Below are 21,954 nucleotides of genomic sequence, written 5' to 3'. Positions count from 1 at the left end.
AGGCCATGAGCCTGCCCGGTCGCGCTGCCCGCCTGGCCCCTGTGGTCAACATGGCTGAAGAAGCTGAGCGCAAGGCCGCCCAGCGCGTGGGGCACTTCCAGCAGCAGGTGGTTCAGGCCCAGGCCAAGCTGGCCGAGCTGGAATCGTTCCGCGAAGGGTACCAGGCGCAGTGGATCAATCGTGGCGGGCAGGGGGTGAATGGCAGCTGGCTGCTTAACTACCAGCGCTTCCTGGCCCAGTTGGAAACGGCCATGACCCAGCAGCGGCAAAGCCTGGCCTGGCATGAGAACAACCTGAAGAATGCCCGAGGCACCTGGCAGCAGGCCTATGCCCGGGTGGAGGGGCTGCGCAAGCTGGTGCAGCGGTACATGGAGGAGGCGCGGCGGGCCGAAGACAAGCGCGAGCAGCGCTTGCTCGACGAACTGTCTCAGCGCTTGCCAAGGCAAGCTCATCTGTAATCTGCGCCGGCCTCTTCGCGGGTAAACCCACGAAGAGGCCAGGACAGGCTTACCTTGATAGTCCTGCCGCGGCCTGCTAAACCTTGAAGAGTTGCATTCGCCATCATCGAAGGAATCGCTAGCATGGCAGTCGAGACTGATTTTTCGCAGGACGGGAAAAAGCTCACAATCAAGGTCAGGGGGCGCTTCGATTTCGGCAAGCATCAGGAATTCCGTGATGCCTACGAACGCCAGCCTGAAAGGCCCGATTCGGTAGTAGTCGATTTGAAGGACGCCACCTATCTGGACAGCTCTGCGCTGGGCATGCTGCTGTTGCTGCGTGATCATGCCGGCGGTGACGACTCGGACGTTCGCGTGGTGCATGCCAGCTCCGACGTGCGCAAGATCCTGGCCATTTCCAATTTCGAAAAACTGTTCGACATCAGTTGAGTGCCCAGATGCCGGCCGAACAGGCATTGACCGTGCTGGTGGCTGAGGACGGGGCGGTCGACCGCCTGCTGTTGGCGCAGATCGTCCGTCGCCAGGGCCATCAGGTGTACACCGCAGAAAACGGCGAGCAAGCCGTGGCGCTGTTCGCCGAGAAACGTCCGCAGCTGGTGTTGCTCGACGCCTTGATGCCGGTGATGGACGGTTTCGAGGCGGCGCGGCAGATCAAGGCGCTGGCCGGCGAGGCGCTGGTGCCGATCATCTTCCTGACCTCGCTGAACGAGGAGGATGCCCTGGTGCGTTGCCTGGAGGCCGGGGGCGACGACTTCATGGCCAAACCCTACAGTGCGGTGATCCTCGGTGCCAAGATTCGCGCCATGGACCGCCTGCGCCGCTTGCAGGCGACCGTGCTGGAGCAGCGGGACCAGATCACCCGTCACCATCACCACTTGCTGAACGAGCAGCGGGTGGCCAAGGCGGTGTTCGACAAGGTCGCGCATTCCGGCTGCATCACGGCGCCGAACATCCGTTACCTGCAGTCACCCTATGCGCTGTTCAATGGCGACTTGCTGCTGGCCGCGTTCACCCCGGCCGGTGACATGCATGTGCTGCTGGGTGACTTCACCGGCCATGGCTTGCCGGCCGCAGTCGGTGCGATGCCGCTGGCAGAAGTGTTCTACGGCATGACCGCGAAAGGCTACGGCCTGGCGCAGATGCTCCGCGAGATGAACGCCAAGCTCAAGCGCATCCTGCCGGTAGACATGTTCTGCTGTGCGCTGCTGCTCAACCTGAGCGTGCAGCGCGGTGCGGTGGAGGTGTGGAATGGTGGCATGCCGGATGGCTACCGACTGTCGGCCGACGGCGAAGTGCTTGGCTGCCTGGGGTCGCGTCACCTGCCGCTGGGAATCCTGGCGCCGGAGCGCTTCGATGACAGCACCGAAGTGCTGCCATTGGCGGCGGGCGAGCGGCTGTTGCTGCTGTCCGATGGCGTGGTCGATACTGCGGACGAGCAGGAGCGCCTGTTCGGTGTCGAGCGCTTGCGCGAGGTGCTGGCCGCCAATCGAGACCCGGCGCAGCTGTTCGATGAGTTGATGCAGGCGCTGGAGCGTTTCGGCGGGCGGCCCCGGGATGACATCAGCCTGTGTGACATCCGCATGTTCAGTGGCGAAGACCGGGTGCCGGCGCCGACCCTGTATTCCGACAGCGGGCGCTCCAGCCCGCTGGACTGGGTGCTGGGGTTCGAATTGCGCGGTGAAAGCCTCAAGCGATTCAACCCGGTGCCTTACCTGGTGCAGTTGTTGCAGGAGATACATGGTCTGCGACCGCGCACCGGCGCCTTGCACAGTGTGCTCAGTGAGCTGTATTCCAATGCCCTGGAACATGGTGTACTGGGCCTGGACTCGCAGCTCAAACGTGATGTGCAGGGGTTTGCCGACTACTATCAGGAACGGGCCCGACGCTTGCTGGTGTTGGCCGAGGGTTTCGTGCGCATCGACCTGAAGGTGGAACCCTCAGGGGCGGGTGGGCGTCTTACTGTCGAGGTCCGCGACAGTGGTGCGGGGTTCGACGTGCAGCGTGTGTTGTCGCGTCCGCCCCAGGAGCAGGAATTGAGCGGGCGCGGGCTGAACCTGGTGCAGCGGCTTGGCAGCCATGCCGAGTGGTGCGAAGGCGGGCGCTGCGCCCGCGTACGGTTCGATTGGTGATGCGCCTGGAGCGCCGCCTGGCGGCTCAGGCATAATCCGGCTTGATCAAGGAGTGAACAAGTGACTGACATGCATATTGACCACAAGGTAATCAGCGACTTGCGGGAGGTCATGGAAGATGGCTACCTGCAGCTGCTGGAAACCTTTCTGGAAGACTCCGAGCGGCGTTTGAGCCAGCTGCATGAGGCCAAGAGCGCCGATGAGCTCGGCATGGCCGCGCACAGCTTCAAGGGCAGTAGCAGCAACATGGGGGCTGTCGGCCTTGCCAAGTTGTGCCAGCAGCTGGAGGAGCGGGTGAGGGTGCGGTCGCTGTATGGCATCGAAGACCTGATCAACCGCATCGATCAGGAATACCTGGAGGTGCAGTGCTTCTATCGCGGCGAGCATGAGCGCGTTTCGGCGAACTGATGGCAAGTTGGCGCGACTTTTGCCTCTCTGTGGCCAGATGATATTTCAGTTTCTGGCGCGGAGACCGCTCAATGCCTGTCGCACCCAACCCTTTGTTGCAAGCCAACACCCTGAGCAAGCCTTCGAGTGCAGGCTCATCGCGGCTGGACAAGCCGCTGCAGGCGGCGGGCGGGCTGGGCGGCGGCTTCGATCAGGTCATGGCCGGGCAGGGGCGTGACAAGCCGCCCGTGCGCAATGACAAACCTGCCCAGCCCGCCCCGAAAGACAAGCCCGATGTAGCCCAGGGCGGCAAGAAGCAGGCCGCCGATAAACCGGCGGTTGCCGATGACGGCAACAAATTGCCAGCAGACGATGCGTCGCAGTCCGCTGCCGATGCTGCGACCGCCAGCGACGTGGGCTCGCTCGATGCCAATCTGGTGGCGGGCCAGGTGACCGATGCGCAACCTGGCGCGCAGTTGCTGCAGGCTCAGGCCGAAGCGGCGGTTTTGCAGGCCGCCATTCAGCCGCCGCCCGTCGCAGAGGTTGCCGAGCCGTTGCCGGAAGAGCCTGAGGCCGAAGCTTTTGACCCTGATGCCGACCCCTTGGCCAACCTGCCGACCTTGCGCCTGGCCCTGGAGCAGAACGCCCAGGCCAAAGGCACGACTTCGGCGCATGCGGCTGACCCTTCCAAGGTACAGTCCGATGACGGTCAGGTGGCCGTCAATCCGTTGGCGAGCCTGATCGACAAGGTCGAGGGCGAAGCAGGGAAGTCGGAGACCGGCGACAAGGCCTTCGGGGCCTTGCTTGAAGACGGGCTCAAGGACACCAAGAGCGCCAGCAGCGATACCCGGATCGACGACTTCGCCAACCGCTTGGCCAGCCTGACCCAGGCCGTTACTGCCAAGACCGCCAATGCCGTGCCGGTCAATGCCAATCCCCTGCATCAGCCTTTGCAGATGAACCAGGGCGCGTGGGCCGAAGGCCTGGTCAATCGGGTCATGTACCTGTCCAGCCAGAACCTGAAGTCGGCGGATATCCAGCTGGAGCCGGCCGAGCTCGGACGCCTCGATATCCGCGTCAATGTCGCGACTGACCAATCCACCCAGATCACCTTCGTCAGTGGCCATGCTGGCGTGCGTGATGCGCTGGACAGCCAGGTGTATCGCCTGCGCGAGCTGTTCGCCCAGCAGGGGCTGGCACAGCCGGACGTGAATGTCGCCGACCAGTCGCGCCAGCAACAGCAGCAGGCGCAGCAGGATGGCTCGCAGCTGTCCGGCGTGGCCGCGCGCCGGGCCCAAGGGGATGAGGGCGAGCAGGGTGGGCTGGGCGAAGTCTCCCGGCCTGCCGAGCAGCAGGTGGTCATCGGCGACAGCGCCGTCGATTATTACGCCTGATGCGTTTGGCTTTGAATTTTCAGCGCCTGTGAGATCGAGCGCCGCCCGCGCGGCGCATCGCAGGCAAGCCTGCTCCTACATCTGTTTCGGGCCAGTATCTCCTGTATCCATTGGTGCGCGACCCCTTGTTTGTACGACGCGGTATTGAGTCGTACGCCAAGGGGGCGCGCGCCAATGCCTCAGGAACAATTGGCCCGAAACAGATGTAGGAGCAGGCTTGCCTGCGATGCGCCGCGCGGGCGGCGCTCGATTGCACAGGCGCCGCAGCTCTCAAGCCAAACATGGCATAACACTTGCTCAAGCCACGTCATCCTCCTTTGAAACCCCGATGGACGACGGATTATTGGCATGGCGAAGAGCGACGCAGTGAAAGACCCCGCCGCAAAAGGCAAACTCAAGCTGATCCTGCTGCTGGTGCTGGCCCTGCTGCTGGCGGTCGGCCTGTCGGTGGGTGCCACCTGGTTCATCATGCACAAGAGTGAACCAGCCCCCGCCCCGGAAGCGGCCGCCACCAACGTCAAGGCCCCTGCGATCTACGTGCCGCTGGCGCCCGCCTTCGTGGTCAACTTCAACCAGAACGGTCGCCAGCGCTACATGCAGCTGAGCATCACCATGCAAGGCCGCAGTCAGGCCGACCTTGACGCACTCTCGGTGCACATGCCGGTGATCCGCAACAACCTGGTGATGATGTTCTCCGGGCAGGGTTTCGACACCCTGGCGGCCAGTTCGGTGGGCCAGGAGATGCTGCGTCAGAAAGCCACCGCGGTGGTCCAGGAAGTGGCGCAGAAGGAAGTCGGCAAGCCGGTGGTCGACCAGCTGCTGTTCACCAATTTCGTATTGCAGTAGGAGTCCGCAATGGCCGTACAGGACCTGCTGTCCCAGGATGAGATCGATGCCCTGTTGCATGGCGTCGACGATGGTCTGGTACAGACCGAGAGCGTTGCCGAGCCCGGCAGCATCAAAAGCTACGACCTGACCAGCCAGGATCGGATCGTGCGGGGTCGCATGCCGACCCTGGAAATGATCAACGAGCGTTTCGCCCGCTACACCCGCATCAGCATGTTCAACCTGCTGCGCCGCTCTGCGGATGTGGCGGTCGGTGGCGTGCAGGTGATGAAGTTCGGCGAGTACGTGCATTCGCTGTACGTGCCGACCAGCCTCAACCTGGTCAAGATCAAACCACTGCGTGGCACCGCGCTGTTCATTCTCGATGCCAAGCTGGTATTCAAGCTGGTGGACAACTTCTTCGGCGGTGACGGCCGTCACGCCAAGATCGAGGGCCGCGAATTCACCCCCACCGAGCTGCGCGTGGTGCGCATGGTGCTGGACCAGTGCTTCGTCGATCTCAAGGAAGCCTGGCAGGCGATCATGCCGGTCAACTTCGAGTACATGAACTCCGAGGTCAACCCGGCCATGGCCAACATTGTCGGCCCGAGCGAGGCGGTGGTGGTGTCGACCTTCCATATCGAACTGGACGGCGGTGGCGGTGACCTGCATGTGACCATGCCGTACTCGATGATCGAGCCGGTGCGGGAAATGCTCGATGCCGGCTTCCAGTCCGACCTCGACGACCAGGACGAGCGCTGGGTCAAGGCCCTGCGCGAGGACGTGCTGGACGTCTCCGTGCCGCTGACCGCCACGGTTGCCCGCCGCCAGCTGAAGCTGCGCGACATCCTGCACATGCAGGCCGGTGATGTGATCCCGGTGGAGTTGCCCGAGCACCTGGTGCTGCGCGCCAATGGCGTGCCGTCGTTCAAGGCGCGCCTGGGCTCGCACAAGGGCAACCTGGCCCTGCAGATCATCGACCCGATCGAACGCCGCTGAACGCGTGCCGGTCGCTCTTAACGAATTGAATGCCTGTCGAGGACATCATGGCTAACGAAAACGAGATCACTTCCCCGGAAGACCAGGCCTTGGCCGATGAGTGGGCTGCGGCCCTGGAAGAAACCGGTGATGCCGGCCAGTCCGATATCGACGCGCTGCTCGCCGGTGACAGCGGCAAGGCCGGTGCCGGTCGCCTGCCGATGGAAGAGTTCGCAAGCTCGCCACGACCTAACGAGAACGTCAGCCTCGAAGGCCCGAACCTGGATGTGATCCTGGACATTCCGGTGAGCATTTCCATGGAAGTGGGCAGTACCGAAATCAACATCCGCAACCTGCTGCAGCTCAACCAGGGCTCGGTGATCGAGCTCGATCGCCTGGCCGGTGAGCCACTCGATGTGCTGGTCAATGGCACGCTGATCGCCCATGGCGAAGTGGTCGTGGTCAACGAGAAGTTCGGCATTCGCCTGACCGACGTGATCAGCCCCAGCGAACGTATCAAGAAGCTGCGCTGAGTGAAGGCTACGATGCGGGCCGTGATGGCCCTGGCCACGTTGTTGGCCAGCGATCTGGCCATCGCCGCCGCCACCCCTGCAGCCAGCCCGGCTGCGGCGCCGGCCGCTGCGCCCGGAAGCCTGGGCGGGCAGCTGGCGCAGATGGTGTTCGGCCTGTTGCTGGTGGTGGGGCTGATCTTCTTCCTGGCCTGGGCGCTGCGCCGCATGCAGGGCGCCGCGCCCAAGGGCGGCCAGGTGATCGAGATCGTCGGCAGCCGCGCCATCGGCCCGCGTGACCGGCTGTTGCTGGTGCAGGTCGGCAAGGAACAGATCCTCATCGGTCATACCCCAGGCAGCATCGAGGCCTTGCACGTGCTGGCCGAACCCGTCGAAGTGCCCGCCAGCGCCCGCCAGGCGACGCCGGAATTTGCCCAGCGGCTGATGGAGCTGATGGGCAAGGATCAGAAGGACAAGAAGTGATGAGCAGCGCGCTGCGCATTGTAGTGACCCTGGCGCTGCTGCTGGCTGCGCCGCTGGCCCTGGCCGCCGACCCGCTGTCGATCCCGGCCATCACCCTGTCCAACACCGCGGACGGGCAGCAGGAGTATTCGGTCAGCCTGCAGATCCTGCTGATCATGACGGCGCTGAGCTTCATTCCGGCGTTCGTCATCCTGATGACCAGCTTCACCCGCATCATCATCGTGTTCTCGATCCTGCGTCAGGCCCTGGGCCTGCAGCAGACGCCATCGAACCAGGTGCTGACCGGCATGGCACTGTTCCTGACCATGTTCATCATGGCGCCGGTATTCGACCGGGTGAACCAGGATGCCTTGCAACCGTACCTGAGCGAGAAGATGACGGCCCAGCAGGCCATCGAGAAGGCCCAGGGCCCGCTCAAGGACTTCATGCTGGCACAGACCCGGCAGAGTGACCTCGACCTGTTCATGCGCCTGTCCAAGCGCACCGACATCGCCGGCCCCGACCAGGTCCCGCTGACGATCCTGGTGCCGGCGTTCGTCACCTCGGAGTTGAAAACCGCGTTCCAGATCGGCTTCATGATCTTCATCCCGTTCCTGATCATCGACATGGTGGTGGCCAGTGTGCTGATGGCCATGGGTATGATGATGCTGTCGCCGCTGATCATCTCGCTGCCATTCAAGATCATGCTGTTCGTCCTGGTCGATGGCTGGGCGCTGATCATGGGCACCTTGGCCGGCAGTTTCGGCGGCGTCTGACGCCGCCAAGGAGAGCCCTGCATGACACCTGAAGTAGCCGTCGACCTGTTCCGTGACGCGTTGTGGCTGACCACCCTGATGGTTGCCATCCTGGTGATACCGAGCCTGCTGGTCGGGCTGATCGTGGCGATGTTCCAGGCGGCCACGCAGATCAACGAACAGACCCTGAGCTTCCTGCCGCGCCTGCTGGTGATGCTGGTCACGCTGATCGTCGCCGGGCCCTGGCTGGTGCAGAAGTTCATGGAGTACATCACCGGCCTGTACACCAGCATCCCGCAGCTGATCGGTTGAGCCTGCCATGCTGGAGCTGACCGATGCGCAGATAGGCACCTGGGTTGCCACGTTCATCTTGCCGCTGTTCCGGGTGACGGCGGTGCTGATGACCATGCCGATCTTCGGCACGCGCATGCTGCCAGCGCGCATCCGCCTGTACGTGGCGCTGGCCATCACCGTGGTGATCGTGCCGGCACTGCCGCCATTGCCGGCATTCGACCCGCTGAGCCTGCGCGGCCTGTTGCTGTGTGGCGAACAGGTCATTGTCGGTGCGCTGTTCGGCTTCTCGCTGCAGATGCTGTTCCAGGCCTTCGTCATCGCTGGGCAGATTGTCGCCGTGCAGATGGGCATGGCCTTTGCCTCGATGGTCGATCCGGCCAACGGTGTCAACGTGGCAGTGATCAGCCAGTTCATGACCATGCTGGTGAGCGTGCTGTTCCTGCTGATGAACGGCCACCTGGTGGTATTCGAGGTGCTGACCGAGAGCTTCACCACCTTGCCGGTGGGCAACGCGCTGGTGGTCAGTCACTTCTGGGAACTGGCGGGGCGCCTGAGCTGGGTGTTCGGTGCCGGCCTGCTGCTGATCTTGCCGGCAATCACCGCGCTGCTGGTGGTTAACATCGCGTTTGGCGTGATGACCCGTGCCGCACCGCAGCTGAACATCTTCTCCATCGGTTTCCCCCTGACGCTGGTGCTGGGTATGGGCATCTTCTGGGTGGGCTTGGCCGATATTCTTTCCCACTACCAGTCGCTGGCCAGTGAAGCGCTGCAGTGGCTGCGTGAACTGGCAAGGGCGCGCTGAGCATGGCTGAAAGCGAGAGCGGTCAGGACAAGACGGAAGAGCCCACCGACAAGCGCAAGCGTGACGCGCGTGAGAAAGGCGAAATCGCGCGTTCCAAGGAGCTCAACACGGTGGCGTCGACGCTGGCCGGCGCGGGCGCGCTGTTGGCGTTTGGCGGCAACCTGGCAGAAACGCTGATGACGTTGATGCAGCTGAATTTCTCGCTGACACGCGAAGTGATTACCGATGAGCGGTCGATGGGGCTCTTTCTGCTGACCTCGGGCAAGATGGCCATCTGGGCGGTACAGCCGATTCTCATGCTGCTGTTCGTGATTGCATTCGTGTCGCCCATCGTGCTCGGCGGGTTCATCTTTTCCGGCAGCCTGTTGCAGCCAAAGTTCAGCCGGATGAACCCATTGTCGGGCATCAAGCGCATGTTTTCGCTGAACTCGCTGACTGAGCTGCTCAAGGCGATGGCCAAGTTCTTCGTGATCCTGATCGTTGCGCTGGTGGTGCTGGGCAATGATCGCCAGGCGCTGCTGGCAATCGCCAACGAGCCCCTGGAGCAGGCGATCATCCACAGTGTCCAGGTGGTTGGCTGGAGTGCCTTGTGGATGGCCGCCGGCCTGTTGCTGATTGCTGCGGCCGACGTACCGTACCAGCTGTGGCAGACCCACAAGAAGCTGAAGATGACCAAGCAGGAGATCAAGGACGAATACAAGGACAGCGAAGGCAAGCCCGAGGTCAAGCAGCGTATCCGCCAGCTGCAGCGCGAGGTGTCGCAGCGGCGCATGATGGCCGCAGTGCCCGAGGCTGACGTGATCATCACCAACCCGACGCACTATGCCGTGGCCCTGCAGTACGACCCGGAGAAGGGTGGGGTGGCGCCGTTGCTGGTGGCCAAGGGCACTGACTTCATCGCCTTGAAGATTCGCGAGATCGGCGTCGAGCACAAGGTGCAGATCCTCGAATCGCCGGCCCTGGCGCGGGCGATCTACTACTCCACCGAGGTTGAAGGGGAAATCCCGGCGGGGCTGTACCTGGCGGTGGCCCAGGTGCTGGCCTATGTGTTCCAGATCCGCCAGTACCGTGCCGGCAAGGGCAAGCGGCCCGAGCCGTTGAAGGAAGACCTGCCGATTCCGCCGGACCTGCGGCGTGATGATTGAAAAGGGTCCGCCTTGATGCATGCTGCGCCTGTGAGACCGAGCGCCGCCCGCGCGGCGCATCGCAGGCAAGCCTGCTCCTACATCTATTTCGGGCCAATAACGCCTGCGCCATCGCGCGCGAGCGCCTTCTTTGCTCTCCTCGATATCGAGCCATGCGCCAAGGGGACGCGCGCCATTACCTCAGGATTAATTGGCCCGAAACAGATGTAGGAGCAGGCTTGCCTGCGATGCGCCGCGCGGGCGGCGCTCGATCTCTCAGGCGCCAACTACCTAAAGGCGAGCAAAGTTGGAAGGCTTCTTGCAAAGCCACGCCCAAGCGCCCCTTGGGCGTCAAAGTTTTGCATCAAGAGGACTCGCGGTGGATCGCACTCAGTTAATCAGCAACGCCCGCAACAACCTGGCCGGGCTCGGCCGGGGCAACCTGGGCGTGCCGTTGCTGCTGCTGGTGATGTTGGCAATGATGATGTTGCCGATACCGCCGTTCCTGCTCGACGTTTTCTTCACCTTCAACATCGCCCTGTCGATCGTGGTCCTGCTGGTCTGTGTGTACGCCCTGCGCCCGCTGGACTTCGCCGCGTTCCCGACCATCCTGCTGGTGGCGACCTTGCTGCGCCTGGCGCTGAACGTGGCCTCCACGCGGGTGGTCATGCTCCATGGCCAGGAGGGCCACGGCGCTGCCGGTAAAGTGATCCAGGCCTTCGGTGAGGTGGTGATCGGCGGCAATTACGTCGTGGGTGCGGTGGTGTTCGCCATCCTCATGATCATCAACTTCGTGGTGGTGACCAAAGGTGCCGGGCGTATTTCCGAGGTGAGCGCGCGCTTCACCCTCGACGCGATGCCCGGCAAGCAGATGGCGATCGACGCCGACCTCAACGCCGGCCTGATCGACCAGGCCCAGGCCAAGACGCGCCGCGCCGAGGTGGCCCAGGAGGCCGAGTTCTACGGTTCGATGGACGGTGCCAGCAAGTTCGTCCGCGGTGACGCCATCGCCGGCCTGCTGATCCTCTTCATCAACCTGATCGGCGGCATGCTGATCGGTATGCTGCAACACAACATGTCGTTCAGCGATGCGGGCAAGGTCTACGCCTTGCTGACCATCGGTGACGGTTTGGTGGCGCAATTGCCATCACTGCTGCTGTCTACCGCTGCCGCGATCATGGTCACCCGGGCCTCGGGCTCCGAGGACATGGGCAAGCTGATCAACCGCCAGATGTTCGACTCGCCCAAGGCGCTGGGTGTGTCCGCGGGACTGATGATCATCATGGGCCTGGTGCCGGGCATGCCGCACATTGCCTTCCTCAGCCTCGGCCTGCTGGCCGGTGGTGGTGCCTACCTGGTGTGGAAGAAGCAGCAGAAGGCCAAGGTCGAAGCGCAGAAGGAGGCGCAGCGCCAGCAGGACCTGCTGCCGTCGCCGCAGCGCGCGCTGGAAACCAAGGAGCTGGGCTGGGACGACGTGACGCCGATCGACATGATCGGCCTGGAAGTCGGCTACCGCCTGATTCCGCTGGTCGACCGCAACCAGGGTGGCCAGCTGCTGGCGCGGATCAAGGGGGTGCGCAAGAAGCTTTCCCAGGACCTGGGCTTCCTCATGCCGACCGTGCACATCCGCGACAACCTCGACCTGCAGCCCAGCGCCTATCGCCTGACGCTGATGGGCGTGATTCTCGCCGAAGCCGAGATCTACCCGGACCGCGAGCTGGCGATCAACCCGGGGCAGGTGTTCGGCACCCTCAACGGTATCGCCGCGCGCGACCCGGCATTCGGCCTCGAGGCGGTGTGGATCGACATCGGCCAGCGCGCCCAGGCGCAGTCGCTGGGGTATACCGTGGTCGACGCCAGTACCGTGGTTGCCACCCACCTCAACCAGATCCTGCAGAAGCACTGCCACGAGCTGATCGGTCACGAAGAGGTCCAGCAGCTGTTGCAGGTATTGTCCAAGGCTTCGCCTAAACTTGCAGAAGAGCTGGTGCCTGGTGTCATTTCCTTGTCGGGGCTGCTCAAGGTCCTGCAGGCGTTGTTGTCAGAGCAAGTGCCGGTGCGTGACATCCGCAGTATTGCCGAGGCCATCGCCAACAATGCCAACAAGAGTCAAGATACCGCCGCGCTGGTGGCGGCAGTGCGCGTCGGATTGTGTCGTGCCATCGTCCAAAGCATTGTCGGCGTTGAGTCCGAGCTGCCTGTGATCACCCTTGAGCCAAGGTTGGAACAGATCTTGCTCAATAGTTTGCAAAGGGCCGGGCAAGGTCAGGAAGACGGTGTTCTTCTTGAGCCGAGCATGGCCGAAAAGCTGCAGCGTTCGCTGATCGACGCCTGCCAGCGCCAGGAAATGCAAGGCCAACCGGCCATTCTTCTGGTAGCTGGCCCGATCCGTGCCATGTTGTCGCGCTTCGGCCGCCTGGCTGTACCGAATTTGCATGTTCTGGCGTATCAGGAAATACCGGATAACAAGCAAGTCACCATCGTTGCCACAGTGGGCCCCAACGGCTGAGGTAGTGGGTTATGCAAGTCAAGCGTTTTTTCGCCGCCGATATGCGTCAGGCCATGAAGCTGGTTCGTGATGAGCTGGGCTCCGATGCCGCCATCATCGGCAACCGCCGCATCGCCGGTGGTGTCGAGCTGACCGCCGCGCTGGACTACAAGCTGTCCGCGCTGGCCCCGCGCGTGCCCAACGTCGAGCTGGAAGAAGAGCTGCGCAAGACCCAGTCGCGCATCGCCACTGCCCAGGCCGAGCTGGACAACCGCGCCGAGGCCAGCGAAGGCAACCGCCAATTGTTCGCCGGCCAGTCGCTGACCGCCGCCGAGCCATTGATCGAAGCGCATGTCGATGCCCCGGCAGCGGCTGCCGCGCCTGCTCCGGCCCCGGTCGACCCGCGCCTGTTCGACGCCATGCGCTCGGAGCTGTCGGGCCTGCGTGAGCTGCTCGAAGTGCAGCTCGGCTCGTTGGCCTGGAACCAGCTGCAGGGCAGCAAACCGGCCCAGGCCAACCTCTGGCGTCGCCTGCAGCGCATTGGCCTGTCCGGCCCGATCGCCCGCGAACTGCTCGACCTCACCAATGGCATCGAAGAGCCGCGCCAGGCCTGGCGCATGCTGCTGGCGCACCTGGCACGGATGATCGAAGTGCCGCAGGTCGAACCGATCGAAGAGGGCGGCGTGATCGCCATGGTCGGCCCGGCCGGCATGGGCAAGACCACCACCCTGGCCAAGCTGGCAGCGCGTTACGTGCTCAAGTACGGCCCGCAGAACCTGGCCCTGGTGAGCATGGACAGTTTCCGCATCGGTGCCCAGGAGCAGCTCAAGACCCTGGGGCGCATCCTCAACGTACCGGTGACCTACGTCGATCCGGGCCAGTCGTTGGCCGCCGCGCTGGAGCCGCTGCTGCGCAAGCGCGTGGTGCTGATCGATACCGCCGGCCTGCAAGCCAGCGACCCGGCCCTGCGCATGCAGCTGGAAACCCTGGCCGGCCGTGGCATTGCCGCGAAGAACTACCTGGTGCTGGCCACCACCAGCCAGAAGCAGGTGCTGACCGCTGCCTACCACAGCTACAAGCGCTGCGGCCTGGCCGGATGCATCCTGACCAAACTCGATGAAACGGCGAGCCTCGGCGACGTGCTGAGCCTGGCCATCAGTCATGAACTGCCCGTGGCCTACCTCACCGACGGCCCGCGCATTCCTGACGACCTGCACCTGCCGCGCCCGCACCAGCTGGTGACCCGCGCGGTGAACGTGCAGCTGCAGGACGAGCCCAGCGAAGAGGCGATGGCCGACATGTTCGCTGATCTCTACCACAACCCGCGGCGCGCAGGTTGAGGATGAAGCGTATGCAAAGTACCTACATTCCGGGGTTGGCAGTGCTACCCCGCGTGTGGCTTGGGTCCAAGCGAGACAAGGTAAACAACGAACATGGGTAGCATGCATCCCGTACAGGTGATCGCCGTCACCGGTGGCAAAGGTGGCGTCGGCAAGACTAACGTTTCAGTGAACCTGTCCCTGGCGCTGGCCGAACTCGGCCGCCGGGTGATGTTGCTGGACGCCGACCTTGGCCTGGCCAATGTCGACGTATTGCTTGGCCTCACCCCGAAACGCACCCTGGCCGATGTCATCGAGGGGCGCTGCGAGCTGCGTGATGTGCTGTTGCAGGGGCCTGGCGGTGTGCGCATCGTGCCGGCCGCCTCCGGCACCCAGAGCATGGTGCACCTGGCCCCGGCCCAGCATGCCGGGCTGATACAGGCCTTCAGCGAGATCGGCGACAACCTCGACGTGCTGGTGATCGACACCGCTGCGGGTATCGGTGACTCGGTAGTCAGCTTCGTGCGCGCGGCGCAGGAAGTGCTGCTGGTGGTGTGCGACGAGCCAACCTCGATCACCGACGCCTACGCGCTGATCAAACTGCTCAATCGCGACTACGGCATGAACCGTTTCCGTGTGCTGGCCAACATGGCGCAGAGCCCGCAGGAAGGGCGCAACCTGTTCGCCAAGTTGACCAAGGTCACCGACCGCTTCCTTGACGTCGCCCTGCAATACGTCGGCGCCGTGCCGTATGACGAGAGCGTGCGCAAGGCGGTGCAGAAACAGCGCGCGGTGTACGAGGCTTTCCCTCGCTCCAAGTGTGCCCTGGCCTTCAAGGCCATCGCGCAGAAGGTCGACAGCTGGCCGCTGCCGGCCAACCCGCGCGGCCACCTTGAGTTCTTTGTCGAGCGCCTGGTGCAACCCACCAGCGCAGGACCTGTGCTATGAACGCGAGCGGCTTCAAGATGTACAGCAAGGCGTCGAAAGACGCCCAGTTCGAGCTGGTGGAACGCTACGCGCCGCTGGTCAAGCGCATCGCCTACCACTTGCTGGCACGCCTGCCGGCCAACGTCCAGGTCGAGGACCTGATCCAGGCCGGCATGATCGGCCTGCTGGAAGTGGCCAACAAGTACGACGCCAGCAAGGGCGCCAGCTTCGAAACCTACGCCGGCATCCGCATCCGCGGGGCGATGCTCGACGAGGTCCGCAAGGGCGATTGGGCACCGCGTTCGGTGCACCGCAATACGCGCATGGTCAGTGACGCGATGCGCGCCGTGGAAGCAAGAACGGGCCGCGACGCTAAAGATCATGAAGTTGCTGCCGAACTCCAATTGAGTCTCGATGATTACTACGGGATCCTGAACGATACCTTGGGCAGCCGCCTGTTCAGTTTCGACGACCTGTTGCAGGACGGCGAGCACGAAGGGTTGCACGAGGACGGCGCCAGTGGCCAGGTCGAGCCGTCGCGCGATCTGGAGGACGAGCGCTTCCAGGCTGCCCTGACCGATGCGATCGCCAACCTTCCGGAGCGTGAGCGCCTGGTGCTGGCGCTGTACTACGACGAAGAGCTGAACCTCAAGGAAATCGGTGAGGTGCTGGGGGTCAGCGAATCGCGTGTCAGCCAGTTGCACAGCCAGTGTGCCGCGCGCCTGCGCAGCCGCCTGGGGGAATGGCGGGCGCGTTGAGCCAAGGGTCGTTGCAGTCGTTTTCTACGTTGTACCGAATTGAATGAATACGCGTGCTCGGGGCCGAGCGCGTTTGAGACTGCTTGGAGGTCTACTTGAACAAAGATATGAAAATCCTCATCGTTGACGACTTTTCGACGATGCGGCGGATCATCAAGAACCTGTTGCGTGACCTGGGCTACACCAACACCGATGAAGCCGATGACGGCACCACCGCGCTGCCGATGCTCGAAAGCGGCCATTACGACTTCCTGGTGACTGACTGGAACATGCCTGGCATGACCGGTATCGACCTGCTGCGCAAGGTCCGTGCCCACGATCGCCTGAAGACCATGCCGGTGCTGATGGTGACCGCCGAAGCCAAGCGCGACCAGATCATCGAAGCGGCCCAGGCCGGCGTCAATGGTTACGTGGTCAAGCCGTTCACCGCCCAGGTGCTCAAAGAAAAGATCGAGAAGATCTTCGAACGCGTCAACGGCTGAGTCACGTCAGGGGGCGCCATGGAATCAACACAGACGTCTTTGGGGGAGTTCGAGTCGACCCTGAAGAAACATGCTCAGGAGCTGGTCGAGAGCCTGGAACGGGGCCGTTTCGGCGACGCGGTGCAGCTGATTCATCAGCTCAACCAGACCCGCGACCGTGGCCTGTACCAGGAAGTCGGCAAGCTCACCCGTGAACTGCACAGCGCGATCGTCAGCTTTCAGATCGACCCGCGCATGCCGCAGGCCGAGGAAGTCTCGCAGATCACCGACGCCACCGAGCGCCTGTCCTACGTGGTCAAGCTCACCGAGGGCGCTGCCAACCGCACCATGGACCTGGTGGAGGAGAGCACGCCGGTGCTCAACGAGCTGGCAGCCGAGGCGCAAGGCCTGAGCGTCGACTGGCAGCGCTTCATGCGCCGCGAAGTCGCAGCGCCGGAGTTCCGCGACCTGGTCAAGCGCGTCGACAGTTTCCTGACGCTCAGCGCCGAGGGTAACCGCAAGGTCGCCGGCCACCTCAACGACATTCTGCTGGCCCAGGACTATCAGGACCTGACCGGCCAGGTGATCAAGCGCGTGACGGCGCTGGTCACCGAAGTGGAAAGCAATCTGCTCAAGCTCGTGCTGATGGCCAGTCAGGTCGACCGTTTTGCCGGTATCGAACATGACCACCAGCAGCTGCGCGCTGAAAAAGATCAAGAAAAACATCCGACTCGGGGTGAAGGTCCGCAGATTCATGCCGATAAGCGTGAAGACGTTGTGTCCGGTCAGGACGACGTCGACGATCTGCTGTCCAGCCTGGGTTTTTAAGGAGCACGTTTAATGAGCTTCGGCGCCGATGAAGAAATCCTTCAGGATTTCCTGGTAGAAGCCGGCGAAATTCTTGAGCAACTGTCCGAGCAACTGGTCGAGCTGGAAAGCCGGCCCGACGATGCCGACCTGCTCAATGCGATCTTTCGCGGTTTCCACACTGTAAAAGGGGGCGCCGGCTTCCTTCAGCTGAACGAGCTGGTGGAATGCTGCCACATTGCCGAGAACGTGTTCGACATCCTGCGCAAAGGTGAGCGCCGGGTCGACGCGGAACTGATGGATGTGGTGCTCGAAGCACTGGACACGGTCAACAGCATGTTCGGCCAGGTGCGTGAGCGCAGCGAAGTGACCCCGGCCACGCCGGAGCTGCTGGCGGCCCTGTCGCGCCTGGCGGAACCTGCCAGCGCCGACGCCCCGGCAGCGGTGGTCGAAGCTGCGCCGGAGCCGGTGGCTGCCGAGGCGGACATTACCGACACCGAGTTCGAGCAGCTGCTCGACTCGCTCGACGCGGTCAAGGCCGAAGCGGCCGCAGCCGAAGAACAGCTGCAGGGCGAGACCCTGGGCGGCGCGGGTGACGACATCACCGACGCCGAGTTCGAATCGCTGCTCGATCAATTGCATGGCAAGGGCCAGTTCTCGCCCGAAGTGGCCGCCACCGAAGCGCTGGTCGATGGCAGTGCGCCGGTGAGCGACGAGATCACCGACGAAGAATTCGAGTCGTTGCTGGACCAGTTGCACGGCAAGGGCACCTTCCAGGCCGATGCCTTGCCGGCTGCCACCGCTGCAGTGGAAAACGTTGTCGCACCCGCCAGCAGTGACGAGATCACCGAGCACGAGTTCGAAGCGTTGCTCGACCAGTTGCACGGCAAGGGCAAGTTTTCCGGTGAAACCGATGCTGCCGAAGCGCCTGTCGCCGTGGCTGCGCCGGTTGTCGCCAAGGCCGAAAGCACACCGGTCGCCCGGCCAGCCCCGGCTGCGGCTGCTGCGGCCGCTGCCAAACCTGCCGCGCCTGCCCGCAGCCCGGCCCCGGCCGCGGAAAAGCCTGCCAGCGAAGCGGAAACCACCGTGCGTGTCGACACTGCGCGCCTGGACGAGATCATGAACATGGTCGGCGAGCTGGTGCTGGTGCGTAACCGCCTGGTGCGCCTGGGCCTGAACAGCGGCGACGAGGCCATGTCCAAGGCCGTGTCCAACCTCGACGTGGTCACCGCCGACCTGCAGACCGCGGTGATGAAGACCCGCATGCAGCCGATCAAGAAAGTCTTCGGCCGCTTCCCGCGCCTGGTCCGCGACCTGGCTCGGCAACTGAAGAAAGAGATCAACCTGGAGCTGGTCGGTGAAGAGACCGACCTCGACAAGAACCTCGTCGAGGCCCTGGCCGACCCGCTGGTGCACCTGGTGCGCAACGCGGTCGACCACGGTGTCGAGATGCCGGACGAGCGTGAAGCCTCCGGCAAGGCCCGGACCGGCCGTGTGGTGCTGTCGGCCGAGCAGGAAGGCGACCACATCCTGCTGTCGATCTCCGACGACGGCAAGGGCATGGACCCGAACATCCTGCGCGCCAAGGCCGTGGAAAAGGGCCTGATGGACAAGGACGCCGCCGACCGCCTGAGCGAGTCGGACTGCTACAACCTGATCTTCGCCCCGGGCTTCTCGACCAAGACCGAGATTTCCGACGTGTCCGGCCGCGGCGTCGGCATGGACGTGGTGAAGACCAAGATTTCCCAGCTCAACGGCTCGATCAACATCTTCTCGGCCAAGGGCCAGGGCTCGAAGATCGTCATCAAGGTGCCGCTGACCCTGGCGATCATGCCGACCCTGATGGTGATGCTGGGCAACCAGGCGTTCGCTTTCCCGCTGGTCAACGTCAACGAGATCTTCCACCTCGACCTGTCGCGCACCAACGTGGTCGACGGCCAGGAAGTGGTGATCGTGCGCGACAAGGCGCTGCCGCTGTTCTACCTCAAGCGCTGGCTGGTTCAGGGCCAGGTGCACGAGGAGCAGCGCGAGGGCCATGTGGTGATCCTGTCGGTCGGTACCCAGCGTATCGGCTTCGTGGTCGACCAGCTGGTGGGCCAGGAAGAGGTGGTGATCAAGCCGCTGGGCAAGATGCTGCAGGGCACCCCGGGCATGTCCGGCGCCACCATCACCGGTGACGGCCGCATCGCGCTGATTCTCGACGTGCCGAGCATGCTCAAGCGTTACGCGGCACGGCGTATCTGATTTTCGGCGGCGCACCCTGGCGGGTTGCGCCGCCTATATGGAGTGTTTATGGCAGTCAAGGTCCTGGTGGTGGATGATTCCGGTTTCTTCCGCCGCCGCGTTTCGGAAATCCTCTCGGCGGACCCGACGATCCAGGTGGTCGGCACCGCGACCAACGGCAGGGAAGCGATCGACCAGGCACTGGCGCTCAAACCCGATGTCATCACCATGGACTACGAAATGCCCATGATGGATGGCATCACCGCAGTGCGGCACATCATGCAGCGCTGCCCGACGCCAGTGTTGATGTTCTCCTCGCTGACCCATGAAGGTGCCCGCGTCACCCTCGACGCGCTGGATGCCGGTGCGGTGGACTACCTGCCGAAGAACTTTGAAGACATCTCGCGCAACCCGGAGAAGGTCAAGCAGCTGCTGTGCGAGAAGGTGCATACCCTCTCGCGCAGCAACCGCCGTTTCGGCGGTTACAGCAGCCACGCGCCGCTCACCGCTCCGGCACCGGCCAGCAGCCATGCACCCGCCAGCAGCCTGGCCAGCGCCGCGCCGGTGCGGCCTGCCGCGCCTGCCCGTGCGGCGGCACCGGCACCGGCGCATGCCCCGGCACCCAAGCGCAAGCCTTACAAGCTGGTGGCGATCGGTACCTCCACCGGCGGCCCGGTGGCCCTGCAGCGGGTGCTGACGCAGCTGCCGGCGAGCTTCCCGGCACCGATCGTGCTGATCCAGCACATGCCCGCGGCCTTCACCAAAGCATTCGCCGAACGCCTCGACAAGCTGTGCAAGATCAGCGTCAAGGAAGCCGAGGACGGCGACATGCTGCGCCCGGGCCTGGCGCTGCTGGCCCCGGGCGGCAAGCAGATGATGATCGACGGCCGTGGCACGGTGAAGATCCTGCCGGGCGACGAGCGCCTGAACTACAAGCCGTGCGTGGATATCACCTTCGGCTCGGCGGCCAAGTCCTACGGCGACAAGGTGCTGTCGGTGGTGCTCACCGGCATGGGCGCCGATGGCCGTGAAGGCGCGCGCCTGCTCAAGCAGGGCGGCAGTACCGTGTGGGCCCAGGATGAGGCCAGCTGTGTGATCTACGGCATGCCCATGGCCATCGTCAAAGCCAACCTGGCGGACGCGGTGTACAGCCTGGATGAAATCGGCAAACACCTGGTCGAGGCTTGTGTCTGATGGATGTGCTCAGCCTGATTGGCCTGATCCTGGCGTTCGTCGCCATCGTCGGTGGCAACTTCCTTGAAGGTGGCCATGTCGGTGCCTTGCTCAATGGCCCGGCGGGCCTGATCGTGCTTGGCGGCACCCTGGCGGCGGCACTGTTGCAGTCGCCGCTGTCGGCGTTCAAGCGCGCGTTGCAGATCCTGCGCTGGATCTTCTTCCCGCCGCGGGTCGACCTGGCCGGTGGTATCGACCGGGTGGTCAACTGGAGCCTGACGGCGCGCAAGGAGGGCCTGCTCGGCCTGGAAGGCGTGGCCGATGCCGAGCCCGACCCGTACGCCCGCAAGGGCCTGCAACTGCTGGTCGATGGTGCCGAGCCGGAATCGATTCGCAGCATCCTCGAAGTCGACTTTCTGACCCAGGAAAGCCGTGATATCCAGGCCGCCAAGGTGTTCGAGAGCATGGGCGGCTACGCCCCGACCATCGGCATCATCGGTGCGGTCATGGGCCTGATCCACGTCATGGGCAACCTGGCCGACCCGTCTCAGCTGGGCAACGGCATTGCCGTGGCCTTCGTCGCCACCATCTACGGCGTGGCCAGCGCCAACCTGATCCTGCTGCCGATCGCCAACAAGCTCAAGGCCATCGTCCTGCGCCAGTCGCGCTACCGCGAGATGCTGCTCGAAGGCCTGCTGTCGATCGCCGAGGGCGAGAACCCGCGCTCGATCGAGTTGAAGCTGCAAGGCTTCATGGAGTAAGCCATGCGCCGTCGCCGTCATACCGAGGAGCACGAGAATCACGAACGCTGGCTGGTGTCGTACGCCGACTTCATCACCTTGCTGTTCGCCTTCTTCGTGGTCATGTATTCGATCTCCTCGATCAACGAGGGCAAGTACAAGGTCATCTCGCAAGCGCTGCTCGGGGTGTTCAACGACCCTGAGCGGAGCATGAAGCCGATCCCGATCGGCGATGAACAGCCGCTCAGCGTGAAACCCGCGGAACCCTTGATCAAGGACAGCGAGCAGACCGATGCGGGCCTGGCCCAGACCAACGTCGACCCGCTGAAGACCATCAGCGACGACGTGCGCGATGCCTTCGGCGACCTGATCAAGTCCGACCAGATGACCGTGCGTGGCAACGAGCTGTGGGTGGAGATCGAGCTCAACTCGTCCTTGCTGTTCGGCAGTGGCGATGCCATGCCCAGTGACCAGGCGTTCGCCATCATCGAGAAGGTCGGCAACATCCTCAAACCGTTCGCCAACCCGGTGCACGTCGAGGGCTTCACCGACAACCTGCCGATCCGCACGGCGCAGTACCCGACCAACTGGGAACTGTCGGCGGCGCGGGCAGCGAGCATCGTGCGCCTGCTGGCCATGGAAGGGGTCAACCCGGCGCGCATGGCCTCGGTGGGCTATGGCGAGTACCAGCCGGTGGCCAGCAACGACACCGCCGAAGGGCGTGCGCGCAATCGCCGGGTCGTGCTGGTGATTTCCCGCAACCTCGAAGTGCGCCGCAGCCTGACCGGCTCGGGCAGTGCCAATGCGACCCCGGATGCAGCGTTGCGCCGTGCTGGCACACAAAGTGCACCGCCAGCCCCAGCAGCGACGACGGCCAAGTGAGCCGTCAATTCTCCGTCACCGCATGCCCTGTGGGAGCCGGCGACACCAATGAGACAAGA

At 63.7% G+C, this 21,954-nt stretch carries 23 protein-coding genes; all 23 read left to right on the top strand.

Annotation, left to right across the window (positions count from 1 at the left end; translation table 11 throughout):
* The first annotated feature begins 5 nt into the window (after window positions 1-5).
* The 23 genes from fliJ to motD all read left to right on the top strand — a co-directional run bounded on the left by fliJ (window position 6) and on the right by motD (window position 21,895).
* Entirely contained in the window at window positions 6-458 is a 453-nt protein-coding gene (fliJ, locus tag ACIPZ8_RS11945) for a flagellar export protein FliJ (RefSeq protein WP_400723020.1), read from the top strand.
* Window positions 459-581: 123 nt separating this feature from the next.
* Window positions 582-887 (top strand): STAS domain-containing protein, encoded by a 306-nt coding sequence (locus tag ACIPZ8_RS11940; RefSeq protein WP_400723017.1) that lies wholly within the window; start codon window positions 582-584, stop codon window positions 885-887.
* An 8-nt stretch (window positions 888-895) separates the two neighbouring features.
* The gene (locus ACIPZ8_RS11935; protein WP_400723014.1) at window positions 896-2,587 is read left to right on the top strand and encodes a SpoIIE family protein phosphatase; all 1,692 of its coding nucleotides are present in this window, start codon (window positions 896-898) and stop codon (window positions 2,585-2,587) included.
* A 60-nt stretch (window positions 2,588-2,647) separates the two neighbouring features.
* Complete coding sequence (locus ACIPZ8_RS11930) at window positions 2,648-2,995, top strand: Hpt domain-containing protein (RefSeq protein WP_400723012.1); 348 nt, start codon at window positions 2,648-2,650, stop codon at window positions 2,993-2,995.
* Between the two features lie 71 nt (window positions 2,996-3,066).
* Entirely contained in the window at window positions 3,067-4,368 is a 1,302-nt protein-coding gene (locus ACIPZ8_RS11925; RefSeq protein WP_400723009.1) for a flagellar hook-length control protein FliK, read from the top strand.
* Window positions 4,369-4,716: 348 nt separating this feature from the next.
* Window positions 4,717-5,214: a flagellar basal body-associated protein FliL gene (fliL, locus tag ACIPZ8_RS11920; protein WP_110636535.1), complete on the top strand. Its 498-nt coding sequence runs from the start codon at window positions 4,717-4,719 to the stop codon at window positions 5,212-5,214.
* Between the two features lie 9 nt (window positions 5,215-5,223).
* The gene (gene fliM / locus ACIPZ8_RS11915; RefSeq protein WP_027921190.1) at window positions 5,224-6,192 is read left to right on the top strand and encodes a flagellar motor switch protein FliM; all 969 of its coding nucleotides are present in this window, start codon (window positions 5,224-5,226) and stop codon (window positions 6,190-6,192) included.
* Window positions 6,193-6,239: 47 nt separating this feature from the next.
* Complete coding sequence (fliN, locus tag ACIPZ8_RS11910) at window positions 6,240-6,704, top strand: flagellar motor switch protein FliN (RefSeq protein ID WP_400723005.1); 465 nt, start codon at window positions 6,240-6,242, stop codon at window positions 6,702-6,704.
* Between the two features lie 12 nt (window positions 6,705-6,716).
* Window positions 6,717-7,163 (top strand): flagellar biosynthetic protein FliO, encoded by a 447-nt coding sequence (gene fliO / locus ACIPZ8_RS11905; RefSeq protein ID WP_400723290.1) that lies wholly within the window; start codon window positions 6,717-6,719, stop codon window positions 7,161-7,163.
* Window positions 7,163-7,918, top strand: coding sequence for a flagellar type III secretion system pore protein FliP (fliP, locus tag ACIPZ8_RS11900; protein WP_103446495.1), 756 nt, complete (start codon window positions 7,163-7,165; stop codon window positions 7,916-7,918). Before fliO ends, fliP begins: the two co-directional genes overlap by 1 nt.
* A gap of 21 nt (window positions 7,919-7,939) precedes the next feature.
* The gene (gene fliQ, locus ACIPZ8_RS11895) at window positions 7,940-8,209 is read left to right on the top strand and encodes a flagellar biosynthesis protein FliQ (RefSeq protein WP_400723002.1); all 270 of its coding nucleotides are present in this window, start codon (window positions 7,940-7,942) and stop codon (window positions 8,207-8,209) included.
* 7 nt (window positions 8,210-8,216) lie between these two features.
* Window positions 8,217-8,993, top strand: coding sequence for a flagellar biosynthetic protein FliR (gene fliR / locus ACIPZ8_RS11890; RefSeq protein ID WP_400723000.1), 777 nt, complete (start codon window positions 8,217-8,219; stop codon window positions 8,991-8,993).
* Window positions 8,994-8,995: 2 nt separating this feature from the next.
* The gene (gene flhB / locus ACIPZ8_RS11885) at window positions 8,996-10,138 is read left to right on the top strand and encodes a flagellar biosynthesis protein FlhB (RefSeq protein WP_400722998.1); all 1,143 of its coding nucleotides are present in this window, start codon (window positions 8,996-8,998) and stop codon (window positions 10,136-10,138) included.
* 358 nt (window positions 10,139-10,496) lie between these two features.
* The gene (gene flhA, locus ACIPZ8_RS11880) at window positions 10,497-12,626 is read left to right on the top strand and encodes a flagellar biosynthesis protein FlhA (protein WP_400722995.1); all 2,130 of its coding nucleotides are present in this window, start codon (window positions 10,497-10,499) and stop codon (window positions 12,624-12,626) included.
* An 11-nt stretch (window positions 12,627-12,637) separates the two neighbouring features.
* On the top strand, window positions 12,638-13,945 hold the full coding sequence (flhF, locus tag ACIPZ8_RS11875) for a flagellar biosynthesis protein FlhF (RefSeq protein ID WP_400722992.1): 1,308 nt from the start codon (window positions 12,638-12,640) through the stop codon (window positions 13,943-13,945).
* A 93-nt stretch (window positions 13,946-14,038) separates the two neighbouring features.
* Window positions 14,039-14,872 (top strand): flagellar synthesis regulator FleN, encoded by an 834-nt coding sequence (gene fleN, locus ACIPZ8_RS11870; RefSeq protein WP_054884183.1) that lies wholly within the window; start codon window positions 14,039-14,041, stop codon window positions 14,870-14,872.
* The gene (fliA, locus tag ACIPZ8_RS11865; RefSeq protein ID WP_103446502.1) at window positions 14,869-15,609 is read left to right on the top strand and encodes an RNA polymerase sigma factor FliA; all 741 of its coding nucleotides are present in this window, start codon (window positions 14,869-14,871) and stop codon (window positions 15,607-15,609) included. Before fleN ends, fliA begins: the two co-directional genes overlap by 4 nt.
* A gap of 107 nt (window positions 15,610-15,716) precedes the next feature.
* Complete coding sequence (locus ACIPZ8_RS11860) at window positions 15,717-16,091, top strand: chemotaxis response regulator CheY (protein WP_400722988.1); 375 nt, start codon at window positions 15,717-15,719, stop codon at window positions 16,089-16,091.
* A gap of 18 nt (window positions 16,092-16,109) precedes the next feature.
* On the top strand, window positions 16,110-16,898 hold the full coding sequence (locus ACIPZ8_RS11855; protein WP_400722985.1) for a protein phosphatase CheZ: 789 nt from the start codon (window positions 16,110-16,112) through the stop codon (window positions 16,896-16,898).
* 12 nt (window positions 16,899-16,910) lie between these two features.
* On the top strand, window positions 16,911-19,121 hold the full coding sequence (locus ACIPZ8_RS11850) for a chemotaxis protein CheA (RefSeq protein ID WP_400722982.1): 2,211 nt from the start codon (window positions 16,911-16,913) through the stop codon (window positions 19,119-19,121).
* 48 nt (window positions 19,122-19,169) lie between these two features.
* On the top strand, window positions 19,170-20,294 hold the full coding sequence (locus ACIPZ8_RS11845) for a chemotaxis response regulator protein-glutamate methylesterase (RefSeq protein WP_400722979.1): 1,125 nt from the start codon (window positions 19,170-19,172) through the stop codon (window positions 20,292-20,294).
* On the top strand, window positions 20,294-21,034 hold the full coding sequence (locus ACIPZ8_RS11840) for a flagellar motor protein (protein WP_152958862.1): 741 nt from the start codon (window positions 20,294-20,296) through the stop codon (window positions 21,032-21,034). Before ACIPZ8_RS11845 ends, ACIPZ8_RS11840 begins: the two co-directional genes overlap by 1 nt.
* Before the next feature lie 3 nt (window positions 21,035-21,037).
* Window positions 21,038-21,895 (top strand): flagellar motor protein MotD, encoded by an 858-nt coding sequence (gene motD / locus ACIPZ8_RS11835; RefSeq protein ID WP_400722976.1) that lies wholly within the window; start codon window positions 21,038-21,040, stop codon window positions 21,893-21,895.
* The last annotated feature ends 59 nt before the right edge of the window (window positions 21,896-21,954 follow it).

This window comes from Pseudomonas sp. NPDC089422 (genome assembly GCF_044749405.1).
Taxonomy (GTDB): Bacteria; Pseudomonadota; Gammaproteobacteria; order Pseudomonadales; family Pseudomonadaceae; genus Aquipseudomonas.
The sequence above is the reverse complement of the archived record's forward strand: the minus strand, read 5'-3'. Positions and strand labels throughout refer to the sequence as shown.